Source organism: Geodermatophilus sp. URMC 63, assembly GCF_053502565.1.
Genome location: NZ_CP199956.1, coordinates 1,476,777 through 1,492,600 on the forward strand (window position 1 = coordinate 1,476,777; position 15,824 = coordinate 1,492,600).

Here is a 15,824-nt window from a genome sequence, read left to right on the forward strand (position 1 = left end):
CCCTCCCCCGGTCTCCGACCGGCACGACCTGGCCAGACCGGGCGCCGAGGGACCGGTGCCGGCCCTCGCGGGCCGCGCCCGAGGTGCAGCGCGCCGTCGACCGGCCGCGGTCCGCCTGGCCCGGCGCCGCCGGCACCGGCGACGACGATGCGTCCCGCTCCGGCGGGCGCCGCGCGTCACGACCCTCGACGGGCGCTCCCGACGAGCCCGCTCCGGCACCGCCGCCGGAGCCGGGCCGCCGGGGGCGCCCGTCCGGCGTCCCCGGACCCGCCGGAGGCGTCTCGCACACACCGTTCCGGTGTCGACTCGGGCACACCGGCTGGAACCACGCCCCCCGACGTGAGACAAAGGACGGAACCCGCCGCCCCCGCACGAGATGAGCCCGCCCCGCGTGACCGTCCCCGAGCAGCGTCCGGGGACGCCGGGAGAGGCGTCCGCCGGGCGGCTGCCGACCCTCCCCGACGACCCCGAGGTCAGCCGGCTGCGCTTCGAGCTGGCCATCGACGCCGCCGGCATCGGCAGCTTCGACTGGGACCTGGCCACCGGCCGGCTCGCCTGGGACGACCAGCTCCAGGAGATGTTCGGCTTCCGCGCGGGCGAGTTCGCCGAGACGATCCAGGCCTTCGCCGCGCGGATCCACCCCGACGACCGCGAGCGCACGCTGCAGGCGTTGCAGGAGGCGATCGACACCTGCGGCGAGTACTCCGCGGAGTTCCGGGCGGTGCTGCCCTCCGGGGAGATCCGCTGGGTGCAGGGCCGGGGCCGGGCGCTCGCCGACGCCTCGGGCGTGGCTGCGCGGCTGCTCGGCGCCGGCATCGACACCACGGTGGTCCGCGAGGGCGAGGCCCGCGTCTCCCGGGTGCTGGAGACGATGCGCTCGGCGTTCTTCGCCCTCGACCAGGAGTGGCGCTTCACCTACGTCAACGCCGAGGCCGAGCGGGTGCTGCACCGCTCCCGCGAGGAACTGCTGGGCGGGGTCGTCTGGGAGCTGTTCCCGGCCGCCGTCGGCAGCGACTTCGAGGTCAACTACCGCGGTGCGGTCGAGGCCGGCGAGGAGCGGGTGTTCGAGGCCCACTACCCAGTGCCGCTGGACGCCTGGTACGAGGTGCGCGCCTGGCCCGGCCCCGACGGGCTGTCGGTGTACTTCCTCGACGTCACCGAGCGCCGGGCGGCCGAGCAGCGCGCCCGTGACGGTGCCGCGCGGCTGTCCCTGCTGGCCGAGGTGAGCGCGCTGATGTCGCCGTCGCTCGACTCGCCCGTCGCCGAGGAGGCGGCCCTGCAGCGGGTGGCCGAGGCCGTCGTCCCGGTGCTGGGCGACTGGGTGGTCATGACGCTGTCGAGCGGCCAGGACGGCCGGATGCACGACGTCGCCAACTGGCACCGCGACCCGGCGCTGCGGGCGGCCGCCGCCACCTACGCGCGTCTGCGGCTGTCCTCCGTCCCACCGGACGCCCCGGTGCTGCGGGCGCTGGAGTCCGGGCAGCTGCTCACCGTGCCCGACGTCCAGGCGGTCATCCGGCCGACGCTGCCCGAGGGCGAGGTGCGGGAGGCCTTCGACGCGCTGGCGCCCCGCTCGGCGCTGACCCTGCCGCTGCTCGCCCGTGGGCGCACGCTCGGCGCGCTGAGCCTCTACCGCGGCGAGGACCGCCCGGTCGCCGGGCCCGAGGACGTCGCCACGGCCCGCGAGGTCGCCGACCGGGTGGCGCTGGCGCTGGACAACGCCCGGCTGTTCGGCCAGCAGCGCCGGCTGGCCGAGGCGCTGCAGCGCAGCATGCTCACCGCGCCGCCGCAGCCCGACCACGCCGAGATCGTCGTGCGCTACCAGCCGGCCCTGGAGGTCGCCCAGGTCGGCGGCGACTGGTACGACGCCTTCCTGCAGCCCGACGGCGCCACGGTGCTGGTGATCGGCGACGTCGTCGGCCACGACATCGAGGCCGCCGCGAGCATGGGGCAGCTGCGTGGCATGCTCCGCGGCATCGCCCACCGCGGCGACACCCCGCCCGACGCCGTCCTCGCCGAGCTCGACGCCGCCGTCGGCGCGCTGGGGCTGCACACGATGGCCACCGCGGTGGTCGCCCGCGTGGAGCAGACGCCGGAGCAGCGCGCGGCCGGCCTGACCACGCTGCGCTGGTCCAACGCCGGCCACCCACCGCCGCTGCTGCTCACGCCGTCGGGCGCGGTGCGGACGCTGGGGGGCGGCCGCGGGGAGCTGATGCTCGGCGTCGACCCCGAGGCGCGGCGGACGTCGTCGCAGGTGGAGGTGCACCGCGGCTCGACGCTGCTGCTCTACACCGACGGGCTGGTCGAGGGCCGCGACCTGCTGCTCGACGAGGGCACCGAGCTACTGCGGACGGCGCTGGCCCAGCTCGCCGACCTGCCGCTGGAGCGGCTCTGCGACGCCCTGGTCACCCGGCTGCGCCCCGAGGGCCTGCAGGACGACGTCGCCCTGGTCGCCATCCGCCTGCACCCGCAGTAGCAGCGGGCCTCGGGACGGGGCCTCGGGACGGGGCCTCGGGACGGGGCCTGGGGCGGTCAGCGCGGGGGGAGGACGGCCCAGACGGTCTTGGCGTCGCCGTCGACGTACCAGCCGTGCGCCGTGGACAGCTCGGCGATGAGGTAGAGGCCCAGGCCGCCCTCGCTGGGGTCGCGGTCGACGGCCGGGGTCGGCGGGGTGGCCGCGTCGCCGTCGGAGACGGCGACGAGGAAGGCGTCGCCGGTGCGGCGGACGGCGGCCTGCACGCGACCGCCGCCGTGGCGCAGCGCGTTGGAGGCCATCTCGTCGAGCACCAGCAGCAGCCGGTCGCGCAGGTCGGCCGTGCCGTCGGCGTCCAGGCGGAGCCGCACCTCGTGCCGCACGCGGGGCAGCTCGGTGACGTCGGAGAGCTGCCACGCCATGCCGTCCCCCGCCGGAGGAGGGGACGCCGCGGGCCAGCCGAGCCCGGCCGATCCGCGTCCCACCCCGTGACTCCCCGTGCGTCGAGCCCGCGGCAGGGGCTGGATGTCGAACACCTGCGTATGACTCGGCAGACCTCACCGCAAACCTGACTGCGAGCCGGGTCACAGCCGGCCGGCGGCCGGTCCTCAGCCGGCCAGGGCGGTCAGGTGTTCCCGGACGACGGACGGGTCGCGCATGACCGGGCCCATGACGGCGACCCCGTGCGCGCCGGCGGCGAGCAGCGCGGGGACGTCGGCGGGGGTCACGCCACCCAGCGCCAGCACCGGTGGGGCACCCGGGGCGAGTGCGGCCAGTCCCCCGGTGCCCAGCGCCGGGCCGTACCCGGGCTTGGACGCGGTCGGCGCGAACGGCGACAGCGTCACCCAGTCGCAGCCCTCGTCGGCGGCCCGCGCCACCTCGGCGGCCGAGTGGCAGGACCGGCCCACCAGCGGGGGGCGCACGGCGGGGAACGGGTCGGCGGCCGCCAGGTGCACCGCGGTGCCCTCCGGCGCCCCGGCCGCGCCGCCCCACACCAGCAGCCCGCCCACCGGGTCGAGCACCACCTGCAGCTCGCCGGCCAGCGCCCGCCGCTCGACGGGGGGCAGGTCGCGGTCGCGCAGCCACACCGCGCGGGCGCCGGCGTCCACGGCGGCGGCGACCACCTCGGGCAGCGGCCCGGCGGCCTGTGTCCGGTCGGTGACGACGAGCAGCCGCGGCGGCCTCACAGCTCCGGCAGCCCCTCGAAGGGGGTGGACGCCTCGGCGTGCCAGCGGCGGGGGATCCGGCCGGCCAGCTTCGCCAGCCGCCCGCCCTCCACGGCCTGCCGCATGGCCAGCGCCATGCGCTCGGGGTCGCGGGCGCGGGTCACCGCCGAGGCCAGCAGGACCGCGTCGCAGCCGAGCTCCATCGCCAGCGCGGCGTCCGACGCGGTGCCGATGCCGGCGTCGAGCACCACCGGCACGGACACCGCCTCCCGCAGCAGCGCGACGTTGTGCGGGTTGCGGATGCCCAGCCCGCTGCCGATCGGCGAGCCCAGCGGCATCACCGCCGCGCACCCGGCGTCGGCCAGCCGGCGGCCGAGCACGGGGTCGTCGGTGGTGTAGGCGAGCACGGTGAAGCCCTCGGCCACCAGCTGCTCGGCGGCGTCGAGCAGCTCCACGGCGTCGGGCAGCAGCGTGCGCTCGTCGCCGATCACCTCGAGCTTCACCCAGTCGGTGCCGAAGGCCTCACGGCCCAGCCGGGCGGTGCGCACCGCTTCCCGCGCGGTCATGCAGCCGGCGGTGTTGGGCAGCAGCCGGACGCCGCAGCGGTCGAGCACGTCCATCATCGAGCCGCCGGCCGACGCCTCCACGCGGCGCAGGGCGACGGTGACCAGCTGGGTGCCCGAGGCGCGCACCGCGGCCTCCAGCGCCTCCAGGCTGGGCACGCCGCCGGTGCCCAGCAGCAGCCGGGAGGTGAAGGTCTGCCCGGCGATCCCGAACGGGTCGGTGGCCTCCTCGCGCTCGAGTGCCGGCGCGAGCTCGGACGTGCTCATCTAGCCTCCTGCGGTCGGAGCCAGCACCTCGACGGCGTCGCCGGGTGCCAGCGGGGTCTGCGCCCAGCTGCTGCGGGGGACGACGTCGCCGTTGCGCGCGACGGCGACCCGGTCGTGGCCGGGCGCCCGCTGGGCCACGAGGTCGGCCACGGTCGCGCCGTCGGCCAGCTCGGCCGGGGCGCCGTTGACGGTCAGCTCCACTCAGTCCCTCCGGAACCGCTCGGCGGAGAAGGCGGCGGCCACCTCGGGCAGCGCGCCGCCAGCCAGCAGGTCGGCGACGGCGTCGGCGGTCACCGGGGTGAGCAGCACGCCGTTGCGGTGGTGCCCGGTGGCCAGCACCAGCCCGGGCAGCGCCGAGGCGCCCAGCAGCGGCGCGTTGTCCGGCGTCCCGGGCCGCCAGCGGGCCAGCGTCTCGGTCAGCTCCAGCTCGGTGATGCCGGGGACGACGTCGATCGCGTCGTGCAGCAGGTCGTGCACCCCGCCGGCGGTGACCGCGGGGTCGAAGCCGCGGTCCTCGGTGGTGGCGCCGACGACGAGCCGGTCGCCGCCGTAGGGCACGAGGTAGACCTGCCGGCCGCGGACCAGCGCGCGCACCGTGCCGTCGAGCAGCCCGTCGGCGCCGGCCAGCCGCAGGATCTGCCCCTTGACCGGCCGCACCGGCAGCGGCGGGACGCCGGGCAGCTGCCCGCTGCGGGCGCCGAGCGCCAACACGACCTGCCCGGCCGGCAGCGTCGTCCCGCCCGCCAGCCGCAGCCCCGCCGCGCGGCCGCCGTCCACCACGAGCTCCTCGACCCGGTCGCGCACCAGCTCGACGCCGGTCGCCCCCGCGGCGGCGAGCAGGGCGGCGTGGACGGCGCGGCCGTCGACGGAGTGGTCGCCGGACACCAGCAGCCCGCCGCGCACCCGCGGGGTCAGCGAGGGCTCGCGGCGGCGGGCGGCGCGCGGGGTCAGGCGCTCGGCGGCCAGGCCCAGCTCGAGCTGGAAGGCGTGCAGGGCGTCGAGCGCGCGGACGTCGTCCTCGTCGAACCCGACCACCAGCGTGCCGGCGGTCCGCAGCCCCACGGGCCGGCCGGCGGCGGCCTCGAGCTCGGCGGCGAAGGACGGCCAGCGCTGCAGCGAGGCCAGGCCGAGGCGCAGCAGCGGCTCCTCGCGGTAGCCGGCCTCGGTGACCGGCGCGAGCATCCCGGCCGCGGCGGCCGAGGCGCCGGTGCCGGGGGCGTCGTCGACCACGGTCACCGACAGCCCCCGGCGGGCGGCCTGCCAGGCGACCGCCAGCCCGATCAGCCCGCCTCCCGCGACGGCGACGTCGGTCACCGCCGCCGGCTCCTGAGCAGCAGCGGCAGGGTGAGGACGACGGCGACCGCCAGCCCGACCAGCGACGCCGACCAGCCGTTGGCGGGGTCGATGCCGAGGTCGGCCTGCCGCGCCGTCCACCACGCCGTCCAGCCCGCGCCCGCGCCGGGGAGGTACGTGGGCAGGGTGAGCTGGTAGGCGACGAAGCCGGCCAGCCACGGCAGGAGCAGCAGCGGGCGGGCGGGCGCGGTCCCGGAGGTGTCCCAGCCGCCGCGCGGGGTGGTCCAGTAGGCCACGATCAGCACACCGGCCAGGGGCACGAACACCGCGCCGATGAGGAACAGGAACGGCTCGTAGGCGGTGACGTCGACGGTCAGCGCGAGCAGCGTGGCGAGCACGCCGACGCCCAGGGCGAGCACCCGCCGGTCGAGCCGGGCGACGACGTTCTGCGCCGACACCGCCGTCGAGTAGAGGTTGGCGAAGGCCTCGTCGAGCTCGACGGCCACCAGCACGAGCACCGCCACCGCGCCCAGCGGCACGGCGAGCAGCGCGTCGATGACGTCGAGGCCGGCGCTGCCGTACGCGGCCAGCGCGAGCACGCCGAGCACGAACATGAGCACGGTGGCCAGGCCGTAGCCGACCGCCGAGCCGACGCCGGCGGCGCGGGCGCTGCGCGCGTGGCGTGTGTAGTCGGCGGCCAGCGGCAGCCAGGAGACCGGCAGCGCGACGACGACGTCGGCGGCGGTCCAGAACGACGTCGCCCCGCCGCCCTCGACCGGCGGCAGCGGCTCGCGCAGCACCCCGACGAACAGGTAGGCGACGGCGGCCAGCGCGGCCCACACCGCGTACCGGGAGAGCACCCGGACGACGCCGAGGGGCTTGAGCGCCATCGCGGTGGCCAGCACCCCGGCGGCGACGACGAACGGCCAGCGCGGCGCGTCGAGCACCCGGGCGGCGGCCTCGGCGATGACGACGATCTCGAAGGTCGCCCAGCCGACGCACTGCACGAGGTTGAACGCCGTAGGCAGCCAGGAGGTGCGCCGGCCGAGCAGCCCGCGCAGCAGCACCATCCCGGGCACGCTCTCCCGCGCCCCGGCGGCGGCGACCAGGCCCAGCAGCGCCGACCCGATCGCCGCGCCGACGACGACGGCGGCTCCCGTCACCCACAGCGGCCGTCCCGGCAGGACGACGAAGACCGCGGCCACGGGCAGCAGCACGCTGACGCCGAGGTTGGCCCACAGGCCCAGGTTGGCCCCGAACCCGAGCGTGCGCGGCGGCGCCTGGTCGAGGGTGAGGGGCGCGTCGGTGCTGGTCGCGGAGCCGGAGGCCCGGACGTCGGTGCTCACGGCTGCTCCCTACGCCGGCATTACCCGGTCAGGTTCCAGCGGTCGGCGGCGCGCTCAGCCGCCCTCTCAGCCCGGTCGCCCCGAGCTCCCGCACATGGCGGGGCCCACTGTAGGCCGGGCGTAGGGTCGCCCGCCGTGCCGGTCGCCGAGCTGCCCTCCCGCCACCCCGACGCCTGGCGGGGCGCCACCACCTCCCCCTTCCTCGACGCCGTCCGCGACGGGACGCTCCCCGCCGGGGCCCTCGACACCTGGCTGGTGCAGGACGCGCACTTCGTCGCCGACCTGCTGCGCTTCCAGGCCCGGCTGCTGGCCCGCGCCCCGCGGCCGGCGCGGGCGGTCCTGGCCGGCGGCTGCGTCGCGCTGGTCGAGGAGCTGGACTGGTTCACCCGCGTCGCCACCGAGCGGGGACTCGACCTCGCCGTGCCGCGGCTGCCGGCCACGATCGCCTACGGCGACCTGCTGTACCGGCTCGACGCCGCCGACGTCGGGGTCGCGCTGACCGCGCTGTGGGCCGTCGAGCGCGCCTACCTCGACGCCTGGTCGACCGCGCGGCCCGGCGCCCCGCAGTACCGGCAGTTCGTCGAGCACTGGACCGTCCCTGGCTTCGCGTCCTACGTCGCCGCGCTGGAGGCGGCGGCCGACGAGACGGGCCCGGCGGACGACGCCGTGTTCCTGGAGGTCGTGGCGGCCGAGACGGCGTTCTGGGAGACGGCGCTCCCGTGACCTCCCTGTCCGCCGGGCTGTGGGCCGGCAGCGCCGACCTGGCCGCCGCGGCGCTGGCGCACCCGTTCGTCACCGGCATCGCCGACGGGGCGCTGCCGCGGGAGCGGTTCGCCGGCTACGTCGCCCAGGACGCGTTCTTCCTCGAGGCCTTCGCCCGCGCCTACGCCCTCGGGGTGGCGCACAGCCGCGACCGCGCGACGCTGGAGGCGTTCGCCGACCTGCTGGCCGGCGTCCGGGAGGAGCTGCGGCTGCACGACGGCTACGCGGCGCGGTGGGGGATCGACCTGGCCGCCGTGACGCCGGCGCCGGCGACGCTCGCCTACACCGACTTCCTGCTGGCCACCGCGGCGCTCGGCGACGTCGGGGAGGTGGCTGCTGCGATGACGCCGTGCATGCGGCTCTACGCCCACCTCGGCCGGGCGCTGGTCCCCCGTGCGACCGGGCCGTACCGGGAGTGGGTGGACACCTACGCCGACCCCGGGTTCGCGGAGCTGGCCGCCACGCTGGAGGCGCTGCTCGACCGGCTGGCCGCCGACACCCCGGCGGTGCGCCGGGCCTACCGGCGGGCCATGGAGCTCGAGCTCGGGTTCTTCGCCGCGGCCTGGGACCCCGCGGCCTGGGGTACCGTCGGCGGCCAGTGACACGGGGTGTCCGCCGTCGGGCGGGCTGAGAAGACACCCGTCGAACCTGACCAGGTCATGCTGGCGGAGGGATGTCACGGCGTGGATGCCGCTGCGTTGAGTTCTGCCCGGTCGGCGCTGAGCGCCGCCGCCCCGCTCGTGCACTGCCTGACCAACACGGTGGTGCAGACGCTCACCGCCAACGCGCTGCTCGCCGTCGGCGCGGCGCCGGCGATGGTCGACGAGCCGCTGGAGGCCGAGGGCTTCGCCGCCGTGGCCTCCGCGGTGCTGGTCAACCTCGGCACGGTCGACCAGCGCACCGCGGAGGCGATGCGGCTCGCCGCCCGCTCGGCGTCGGCCGCCGGGACGCCGTGGGTGCTCGACCCGGTCGCCGTCGGCGGGCTGGCGTTCCGCACGGAGCTGGCCGCCGAGCTGCTGGGGTCCCGTCCCGCGGTGGTGCGCGGCAACGCGAGCGAGGTGCTGGCGCTGGCCGGCGCCGGGTCCGGCGGGCGCGGGGTGGACTCCACCGCGTCGGCCGACGACGCCCTCGAGGCCGCGGTCGCGCTGGCCGGGCGCACCGGCGGGGTGGTGGCGGTGAGCGGGGAGGTCGACGTCGTGACCGACGGCTCGCGCACCGTGCGGGTGGGCGGCGGGTCGGTCCTGCTCACCCGCACCACCGGCGCCGGGTGCGCGCTCGGGGCGCTGGTCGCGGCCTACGTCGCCGCCACCGGCGACCCGCTGACCGGCGCGGTCGCCGCGCACGCCCACGTCGCGCTGGCGGCCGAGGCCGCGGCCGCGGTCGGCCCCGGGCCGGGCACCTTCGCGCCGCTGTGGCTCGACGCGCTCGACGGGGTCCGGGACCTCTCCGCCGCGCAGGTGACCGCGTGAGGCCGCCGCTGGATCCGACGCTCTACCTGGTCACCGACACCGCGCTGTCGGCGCCGCGCACCGTGCCCGACGTCGTCCGCGCGGCGGTGGCCGGCGGGGTCACCGCGGTGCAGGTGCGCGACAAGACGGCGTCGCGGCGGGAGCTGTACGAGCTCACGCTCGCGGTGAAGGCGGTGCTCGACCCCGGCGTGGCCCTGTTCGTGAACGACGCGGTCGACGTCGCGCTGCTGGCCGGCGCCGACGGCGTGCACGTCGGCCAGGACGACCTGCCGCCGGCCGAGGTCCGCGCGCTGATCGGCCCCGACCGGCTGCTGGGGCTCTCCGCCGGGTCCGACGACGAGCTGGCGGTCGCGCTGGCGCTGCCGCCGGGCACGGTCGACGTCGTCGGCATCGGCCCGGTGTGGACGACGCCGACCAAGCCCGACGCCGGCACCGGGCTCGGGCCCGAGGGGGTGGCCGCGCTGGCCGCGGCCGCCCGGGACGGCGGGCTGCGGTCGGTGGCCATCGGGGGGATCTCCGCCGAGCGGGCGCCGCAGGTCACCGGCGTCGACGGGATCTGCGTCGTCTCGGCGGTCTGCGCCGCGCCCGACCCGGCCGGCGCGGCCCGCACGCTCCGGGCGGCCCGGTGACCGGGCGGGCGGGGGTGCCCGTCGCGCTGACCGTCGCCGGCAGCGACCCCAGCGGCGGCGCCGGCATCCAGGCCGACCTCAAGACCCTCAGCGCGCTGGGCGTCTACGGCACGGCCGTGCTCACCGCGCTGACCGCGCAGAACACCCGCGGCGTCACCGGCGTGCACCCGGTGCCCGCGGCGTTCGTGGGCGAGCAGATCGCCACCCTGCTCGACGACGTGACCGTGCACGCCACCAAGACCGGGATGCTCGGCACCGCCGACGTCGTCCGGGAGGTCGCCGCGGCGCTGGCGTCCCGCGCGGCCGGGCCGGTGGTGTGCGACCCGGTCATGGTGGCCACCAGCGGGGACCGGCTGGTCGACGACGACGCGGTGGCCGCCGTCCGCGAGGTGCTGCTGCCGGTCACCGACCTGGTGACGCCGAACGTGCCCGAGGCCGCCGCGCTGCTCGACGTGCCGCCGGCCACGACGGTCGACGAGCTGCCCGGGCAGGCGCAGGCGCTGCTGCAGCTCGGGCCCGGCGCGGTGCTGCTCAAGGGCGGGCACCTGGGCGGGAGCGAGAGCGTCGACGTGCTGGCCACCGCCGACGGCGTCGTCGTCACCCGGCGGCCGCGGGTGGACACGACCGCCACGCACGGCACCGGCTGCACGCTGTCCTCGGCGATCGCCGCGCTGGTGGCCCGCGGCGTCGGCGGCCCGGGGGAGTGGGAGCCGGTGGTCGAGCAGGCGCGCGACCACCTGCAGCGGATGCTCCAGGCGGGGGAGTCGCTGGGGATCGGCTCGGGCCACGGCCCGGTGCACCACTTCGCCGGCATCTGGCCCGCCTGAGCCCGCCGGTCACCTCCGGGGGCGACCGGGAGGTCGACCACGAGGATCGTGGCGTTGTCGGGGGCACCGGTCGCCGCGACGGCGTCCTGCACCCGGCCGACGACGTCCTCGGGACCGGCACCGTCCACCAGGAGCGACGCGAGCCGGCCGGCCGGCAGCACGGCGTGCACGCCGTCCGTGGTGAGGACGAACCGGTCGCCCGGCCGGGTCCGGTGCAGCGAGACGTCCGCCGCCGTGGACGCGCCGGGCACGAGCGCGCGGTCGAGGTCGGCGCGGCGCCGGTGCGAGCGCGCCTCGTCCTCGGTCAGCCGTCCCTCGTCGACGAGGGACTGCACGTGGGTGTGGTCCCGGGTGAGCCAGGTCAGCCGGCCGTCGCGGACGAGGTACGCCCGGGAGTCGCCGCCGTGGGCGAGGGCCAGCCTCCCCGGCGCCGAGGACGAGCGCGGTCAGGGTGCACCCCGATCCCTCGCCGGAGGCGTCCCCGGACGGGCGCTCCGCGACGGCCGCCGAGGCCGCGGTGACCGCCTCGTCGATCACCCGGACCGGGTCGCCGAGGCCGCTGACGCGTTCGAGCACCGCCAGCGCGCCGAGCGCGCGGGTCGCCACGCCCGGGTCGCTGCCGAACCCGTCGGCGACGGCGAACACGCGGCGGCCGGCCGTGACGGCGTCCAGCTGGTCGTCCCGGGACCCGACCAGGGTGCGGGCAGCCGCCACGGGCCGGGGGTCGTCGTCGACGAACACGTCGCTCTCCTCGCTGCGCATCTCCTCGACGAGGACGGCGACCAGGGCGCGCCGGGACGCCGTGTCGGCCTCCACCTGGCGCCAGTACGACCCCAGCTCGGCCGCGCCGGCCCCGGACGGCAGGTCGGCGACGACCTCGATGCGGGGCAGGGGCATCCCGACCAGGCGCAGCCGGGCGACCAGGCGGGCCCGGTCGAGCTGCTCGGCCCGGTGGTACCGGTAGCCGCTGAGCTCGTCGACCTCCGCCGGGCGCACCAGACCCATCTCGTCGTACAGGCGCAGCGCCCTGGGCGTGAGGCCGGCCGCCCGGCCGAACTCCCCGATGCTCATCAGGTCCACGGTCCCGTCCTCGTCACCGGTGAGGCTCACCGGTCACCGCAGCCTGTGCTCTGCCCTGGGGGGAGGGTCAACACGGGCAGGAGCGGGCCGTCCGGTGGCAGCGCCCACCGCGGCGCTCCCAGGCCCGAGCGGCGTGTGCCCCGGGCGTCGGCCTGGGTAGGCGTGGTGGGGGCGGCGCGCGGGCGTCGTCCCGTTCGACGTCCCGGGCGGTGCGCCACGGCGTCGAGGAGGAGGACCAGATGCGGGCAGTGCAGGTGGCAGCGCCGGGAGCGGACTTCGAGCTGGTCGAGCGGGACCGCCCGGAACCGCGGCGCGACGAGGTCCTCGTGCGGGTCGCCGCGTGCGGGGTCTGCCACAGCGACGCCATGGCCAAGAACGGGCTGGCCAGCTCCTATCCGCGGGTGCCCGGTCACGAGGTGGCCGGCATGGTGGAGGCGGTCGGCGAGGGCGTGACGAACTGGACGCCCGGCCAGCGCGTCGGCGTGGGCTGGTTCGGCGGCGCCGACCACACCTGCGACTCCTGCCGCCGCGGGGACCCCATCTCCTGTGCCAACGGCGCGGTCACCGGGCTGACCGGCGACGGCGGCTACGCCGACCACCTGCTGGCCCCGGTCGACGCGCTGGCCGCGATCCCCGACGCGCTGACCGACGCCGAGGCCGCGCCGCTGATGTGCGCCGGCGTGACCACCTTCAACGCGCTGCGGAACAGCGGGGCGCGCGCCGGGGACCTCGTCGCCGTCCTCGGCCTCGGCGGTCTCGGCCACCTCGGCGTGCAGTTCGCCGCCCGGATGGGGTTCGAGACCGTCGCGGTCGCCCGCGGCCCGGAGAAGGCGTCCTTCGCGCGCGACCTCGGCGCCCACCACTACGTCGACAGCACCGCCACCGACGTCGCCGAGCAGCTGACCGCGCTCGGCGGTGCGGCCGTCGTCCTGGCCACCGTCACCGACGCCGCCGCGATGAGCGCCACCGTCCCCGGGCTGCGGCCCCGCGGCCGGCTGATGGTGGTGGGCGCGCCGGAGGAGCCCCTCCGGATCAACTCCGTCGACCTGATCCTCGCCAGCCGGCTCGTCGCCGGCCACGCCTCCGGCACCGCCAAGGACTCCGAGGACACGCTGCGCTTCGCCGCCCTCACCGGCGTGCGGCCGATGGTCGAGACCGTCCCGATGGAGGAGGTCTCCACCGCCTACGAGCGCATGATGGCCGGCCGGGCGCGCTTCCGCATGGTCCTGACCACCTGAGGGTCGGCCCGCACGGAGCCGGCCCGCCCCGGTCGGATCGGCGGGGCCGCCCGGGCGGGTGCCCTCCTACGGTGGGTCCGTGCGGGTCATCGTCGTCGGCGCCGGCATCGGGGGCCTCACGCTGGCCCAGGCGCTGCACCGGGCCGGTGACGACGTCAGCGTCCACGACCGCGACCCCTCCGCCTCGGCCACCGGTGGCTACCGCCTGCACCTCGACGAGCGCGCCTGCGCCGCGCTGCGCCGCCACCTGGCTCCCGCGCACCACCAGGCCCTGCTGGCCAGCTCGGCGGGCCCCGGGTCGTTCCGCCGGCTCGCCGTCACCGACCACCGGCTGCGCGTGCTCCTGCTCGCGCGGCAGGACCCCTCGGGCGAGCGGCTGCTGATCGGGCGGGTCCCGCTGCGCCGGCTGCTCGCCCACGGCCTGGACGGCGTCGTGCGCTTCGGGCAGGAGTTCACCGGCCACGAGGTGCACGCCGACGGCAGCGTCACCGCGCGCTTCGCCGACGGCAGCAGTGAGCGGGGCGACCTGCTCGTCGGCGCCGACGGCGTGGGCTCCCGGGTGGCGCGGGCCCTAGCCGGACGGCCCACCTCGGCCCCGGTCGGCGTCACCGGGATCGCCGGTCGCACCCCGGTCGACGCGCGCACCCGCGAGCTCGTCCCCGACCTGCTGCGCGCGGGTCCGGCCCTCGCCTTCGCGCCCGACGGGGTGGGGGCCTTCCTCAGCCTGCACGACCCGGCCACGGTCCCCGCGGTGGACCCCGCGGCCTGCCGGGACGTGCCGGCCGACGTCGAGGCCCCCGGCGTGGTGTGGGGACTGCACGCGCTCGACCACCGCCTGCCCGGCGACGTGCGGGAGCGCGACCCCGCCGGCCTGGCCGAGCTCGTCACCGACCTGCTGCGGAGCTGGTCACCCGAGGTGCGGGCCCTGGTCGCCGCCGCCGACCCGGGCAGTCCGGCGTCCTTCCGCTTCTCCGCCGTCGACCCCGACGCCGACCTGACGCCGTGGCCGGCGGGTCCGGTGACCTGCCTGGGCGACGCCGTCCACGCCATGCCCCCGACCGGCGGCTCGGCCGCGGCCACCGCGATCCGCGACGCCGACCTCCTCGCCGGCCACCTGGCCGCCGTGCGCACCGGGTCGACCACGCTGCCCCTGGCCGTGCACGACTACCAGCGGCAGATGGCCGCCTACGCGCCCGACGCCGTCCGTGGGTCACTGGCGCCACTGCGGTGGATGCGCGCGGCCGGACACCCGGCCGGGAGCGTGCTGGCCCGCGGGGCGCTGCCCGCCGCGGCGCTCGCCGCGCACGCCGCCCGGTCCCTCCGCGAACGGGGTCGCCCGGGACGGGCGACGTGACTCACCCGGGCTCGTCGAGGCGGGTCTCGGTGGCCGCGTAGCCGCCGCCGGGCCACTCCCACCGCCCCGCGACGGTGCCGGCGGCGCGGTCGATCCTGCCGCTGAAGCGCGCCGGGGAGTCCCGGGACCCGTGCCAGATCGTGAGGTCGTCGCCCTCGATCCGCCAGACGTACTCCAGCGCGAACGAGCAGAACGGACCCGGTCCCTCGCGGCTGAAGAGCATCGAGCGCAGCGTCTCCTGGGCGTGGTCCCAGCCGATGTACTCGGTGCCCTCCTGCTCGTCCCCGTCGATCCTCATCTGCTGGACGAGGAAGTGGCCGCCCGGCAGCCAGCGCCGCGTCACCGTGCCGGTGAAGGGCGCGCCGCCGCCGAGGTCGTGGCCCTCGAGCCGCCAGCTGCCCTCCAGCACGTCGAGCCTGCGGAGCTCCGGGTGGGGAGCCGGCGCGCGGGGGCCGCCCGCCTGGTCGGTGGGGTCGGGTCCGGTCGTCACGACGGTCCTCCTCGCGGGTCGGTGGTGGTCGGGACCGGCGGGGCAGGCGGAAGTCATCGCCACGACGTCGTCCGACGGGCGCGGAACGCTCGACAGCCCGACGCCCCGCGTCGCCGGCGTCCGGCCGGCTTGACGCGGCCGTGGCGCTCCCGCGACCGTGCGGGCATGGCGACCGACCTGCCGCGTCCCGTCTTCAGCCGCTGCTACGAGCGGCTGAGCCCGCGGCTGGAGGAGGCCGGGATGGCCGGCCTCCGCCGCGAGCTCCTCGACGGGGCGCGCGGCGGAGTGGTCGAGGTCGGCTGCGGCAACGGGCTGAACTTCGCCCACTACCCGTCGACGGTGGGCCGGGTGGTCGCGGTCGAGCCCGAGCCGCGGCTGCGCGCCGCCGCCGAGCGGGCCGCACGGGCGGCGGACGTCGACGTCGAGGTCCGCGCCGGCACCGCCGCGGAGCTGTCGCTGCCGGACGCCTCGGTCGACGTCGCCGTCCTCTGCCTCGTGCTGTGCAGCATCGCCGACCGCGCACGGGCACTGCGGGAGCTGCGCCGGGTCCTGCGTCCGGGCGGCGAGCTGCGCTTCCTCGAGCACACCGTGGCCGAGGACCGGCGGCTGCGCGGCGTCCAGCGGGTGGTCGACGCGACCGTCTGGCCGCTCCTGGCCGGCGGCTGCCACACGGCCACCGACCAGGTCGGCGACATCGAGGCGGCGGGCTTCACCGTGGCCCGGGTCCGCCGGTTCGACTTCCCGCCGGCGCGGGTCCGGGCGCCGGCCAGCCCGCACGTGCTGGGGACGGCGGTGGCCTGACCGGTCCGGCGACGGTGTGCGCACCAGCCCGGTCCCCCGCAGCGGAACGGTGCGCCGGCGCACCCC

The 15,824-nt window shown here is 77.8% G+C and carries 17 protein-coding genes and 1 riboswitch; of the genes, 9 read left to right on the top strand and 8 right to left on the bottom strand.

Annotation, left to right across the window (positions count from 1 at the left end; translation table 11 throughout):
- Positions 1-391: 391 nt before the first annotated feature.
- Entirely contained in the window at positions 392-2,476 is a 2,085-nt protein-coding gene (locus ACWIZO_RS07145; RefSeq protein ID WP_448641801.1) for a SpoIIE family protein phosphatase, read from the top strand.
- A 56-nt stretch (positions 2,477-2,532) separates the two neighbouring features.
- On the opposite strand, the gene ACWIZO_RS07150 is transcribed toward ACWIZO_RS07145, so the two are convergent.
- From ACWIZO_RS07150 to ACWIZO_RS07175, 6 genes are all read right to left on the bottom strand, one after another.
- Positions 2,533-2,895, bottom strand: a complete 363-nt coding sequence (locus ACWIZO_RS07150; protein WP_448641802.1) for an ATP-binding protein — start codon at positions 2,893-2,895, stop codon at positions 2,533-2,535.
- Between the two features lie 186 nt (positions 2,896-3,081).
- Positions 3,082-3,660 carry a thiamine phosphate synthase gene (locus ACWIZO_RS07155; RefSeq protein WP_448641803.1) on the bottom strand — a complete coding sequence of 193 codons (579 nt, stop codon included), beginning with the start codon at positions 3,658-3,660 and terminating at the stop codon, positions 3,082-3,084.
- Positions 3,657-4,469: a thiazole synthase gene (locus ACWIZO_RS07160; protein WP_448641804.1), complete on the bottom strand. Its 813-nt coding sequence runs from the start codon at positions 4,467-4,469 to the stop codon at positions 3,657-3,659. The genes ACWIZO_RS07155 and ACWIZO_RS07160 overlap by 4 nt, the downstream gene beginning before the upstream one ends.
- Entirely contained in the window at positions 4,470-4,670 is a 201-nt protein-coding gene (gene thiS, locus ACWIZO_RS07165; protein WP_448641805.1) for a sulfur carrier protein ThiS, read from the bottom strand. It abuts the gene before it with no gap.
- Positions 4,671-5,783, bottom strand: a complete 1,113-nt coding sequence (gene thiO / locus ACWIZO_RS07170) for a glycine oxidase ThiO (RefSeq protein ID WP_448641806.1) — start codon at positions 5,781-5,783, stop codon at positions 4,671-4,673.
- The gene (locus ACWIZO_RS07175; RefSeq protein WP_448641807.1) at positions 5,780-7,108 is read right to left on the bottom strand and encodes a purine-cytosine permease family protein; all 1,329 of its coding nucleotides are present in this window, start codon (positions 7,106-7,108) and stop codon (positions 5,780-5,782) included. The genes thiO and ACWIZO_RS07175 overlap by 4 nt, the downstream gene beginning before the upstream one ends.
- A gap of 135 nt (positions 7,109-7,243) precedes the next feature.
- Here ACWIZO_RS07175 and ACWIZO_RS07180 point away from each other — a divergent pair, with 135 nt between their 5' ends.
- The 5 genes from ACWIZO_RS07180 (at position 7,244) to thiD (ending at position 10,795) form a co-directional block, all read left to right on the top strand.
- Positions 7,244-7,831 carry a thiaminase II/PqqC family protein gene (locus ACWIZO_RS07180; protein ID WP_448641808.1) on the top strand — a complete coding sequence of 196 codons (588 nt, stop codon included), beginning with the start codon at positions 7,244-7,246 and terminating at the stop codon, positions 7,829-7,831.
- The gene (locus tag ACWIZO_RS07185) at positions 7,828-8,472 is read left to right on the top strand and encodes a TenA family protein (protein ID WP_448641809.1); all 645 of its coding nucleotides are present in this window, start codon (positions 7,828-7,830) and stop codon (positions 8,470-8,472) included. Before ACWIZO_RS07180 ends, ACWIZO_RS07185 begins: the two co-directional genes overlap by 4 nt.
- Positions 8,465-8,561: riboswitch (TPP riboswitch) on the top strand. (Overlaps the previous gene by 8 nt.)
- Before the next feature lie 7 nt (positions 8,562-8,568).
- Positions 8,569-9,339: a hydroxyethylthiazole kinase gene (thiM, locus tag ACWIZO_RS07190; RefSeq protein WP_448641810.1), complete on the top strand. Its 771-nt coding sequence runs from the start codon at positions 8,569-8,571 to the stop codon at positions 9,337-9,339.
- Positions 9,336-9,968, top strand: coding sequence for a thiamine phosphate synthase (gene thiE / locus ACWIZO_RS07195; RefSeq protein ID WP_448641811.1), 633 nt, complete (start codon positions 9,336-9,338; stop codon positions 9,966-9,968). Before thiM ends, thiE begins: the two co-directional genes overlap by 4 nt.
- Positions 9,965-10,795 carry a bifunctional hydroxymethylpyrimidine kinase/phosphomethylpyrimidine kinase gene (thiD, locus tag ACWIZO_RS07200; RefSeq protein WP_448641812.1) on the top strand — a complete coding sequence of 277 codons (831 nt, stop codon included), beginning with the start codon at positions 9,965-9,967 and terminating at the stop codon, positions 10,793-10,795. The genes thiE and thiD overlap by 4 nt, the downstream gene beginning before the upstream one ends.
- Before the next feature lie 9 nt (positions 10,796-10,804).
- Here thiD and ACWIZO_RS07205 read toward each other — a convergent pair whose 3' ends face one another.
- Positions 10,805-11,905, bottom strand: a complete 1,101-nt coding sequence (locus ACWIZO_RS07205) for a MerR family transcriptional regulator (RefSeq protein ID WP_448641813.1) — start codon at positions 11,903-11,905, stop codon at positions 10,805-10,807.
- A gap of 209 nt (positions 11,906-12,114) precedes the next feature.
- Here ACWIZO_RS07205 and ACWIZO_RS07210 point away from each other — a divergent pair, with 209 nt between their 5' ends.
- Positions 12,115-13,113 (top strand): alcohol dehydrogenase catalytic domain-containing protein, encoded by a 999-nt coding sequence (locus tag ACWIZO_RS07210; protein ID WP_448641814.1) that lies wholly within the window; start codon positions 12,115-12,117, stop codon positions 13,111-13,113.
- Between the two features lie 79 nt (positions 13,114-13,192).
- Positions 13,193-14,467 carry an FAD-dependent oxidoreductase gene (locus tag ACWIZO_RS07215; protein WP_448641815.1) on the top strand — a complete coding sequence of 425 codons (1,275 nt, stop codon included), beginning with the start codon at positions 13,193-13,195 and terminating at the stop codon, positions 14,465-14,467.
- A gap of 1 nt (position 14,468) precedes the next feature.
- Here ACWIZO_RS07215 and ACWIZO_RS07220 read toward each other — a convergent pair whose 3' ends face one another.
- Complete coding sequence (locus tag ACWIZO_RS07220; RefSeq protein ID WP_448641816.1) at positions 14,469-14,957, bottom strand: hypothetical protein; 489 nt, start codon at positions 14,955-14,957, stop codon at positions 14,469-14,471.
- A 165-nt stretch (positions 14,958-15,122) separates the two neighbouring features.
- Here ACWIZO_RS07220 and ACWIZO_RS07225 point away from each other — a divergent pair, with 165 nt between their 5' ends.
- On the top strand, positions 15,123-15,758 hold the full coding sequence (locus tag ACWIZO_RS07225; RefSeq protein WP_448641817.1) for a class I SAM-dependent methyltransferase: 636 nt from the start codon (positions 15,123-15,125) through the stop codon (positions 15,756-15,758).
- The last annotated feature ends 66 nt before the right edge of the window (positions 15,759-15,824 follow it).

Bases quoted from the DNA above. Each gene is read 5' to 3' on its own strand.
- ACWIZO_RS07160 (WP_448641804.1), bottom strand. From the start codon at position 4,469: ATGAGCACGTCCGAGCTCGCGCCGGCACTCGAGCGCGAGGAGGCCACC.
- ACWIZO_RS07150 (WP_448641802.1), bottom strand. From the start codon at position 2,895: ATGGCGTGGCAGCTCTCCGACGTCACCGAGCTGCCCCGCGTGCGGCAC.
- ACWIZO_RS07210 (WP_448641814.1), top strand. From the start codon at position 12,115: ATGCGGGCAGTGCAGGTGGCAGCGCCGGGAGCGGACTTCGAGCTGGTC.
- ACWIZO_RS07225 (WP_448641817.1), top strand. From the start codon at position 15,123: ATGGCGACCGACCTGCCGCGTCCCGTCTTCAGCCGCTGCTACGAGCGG.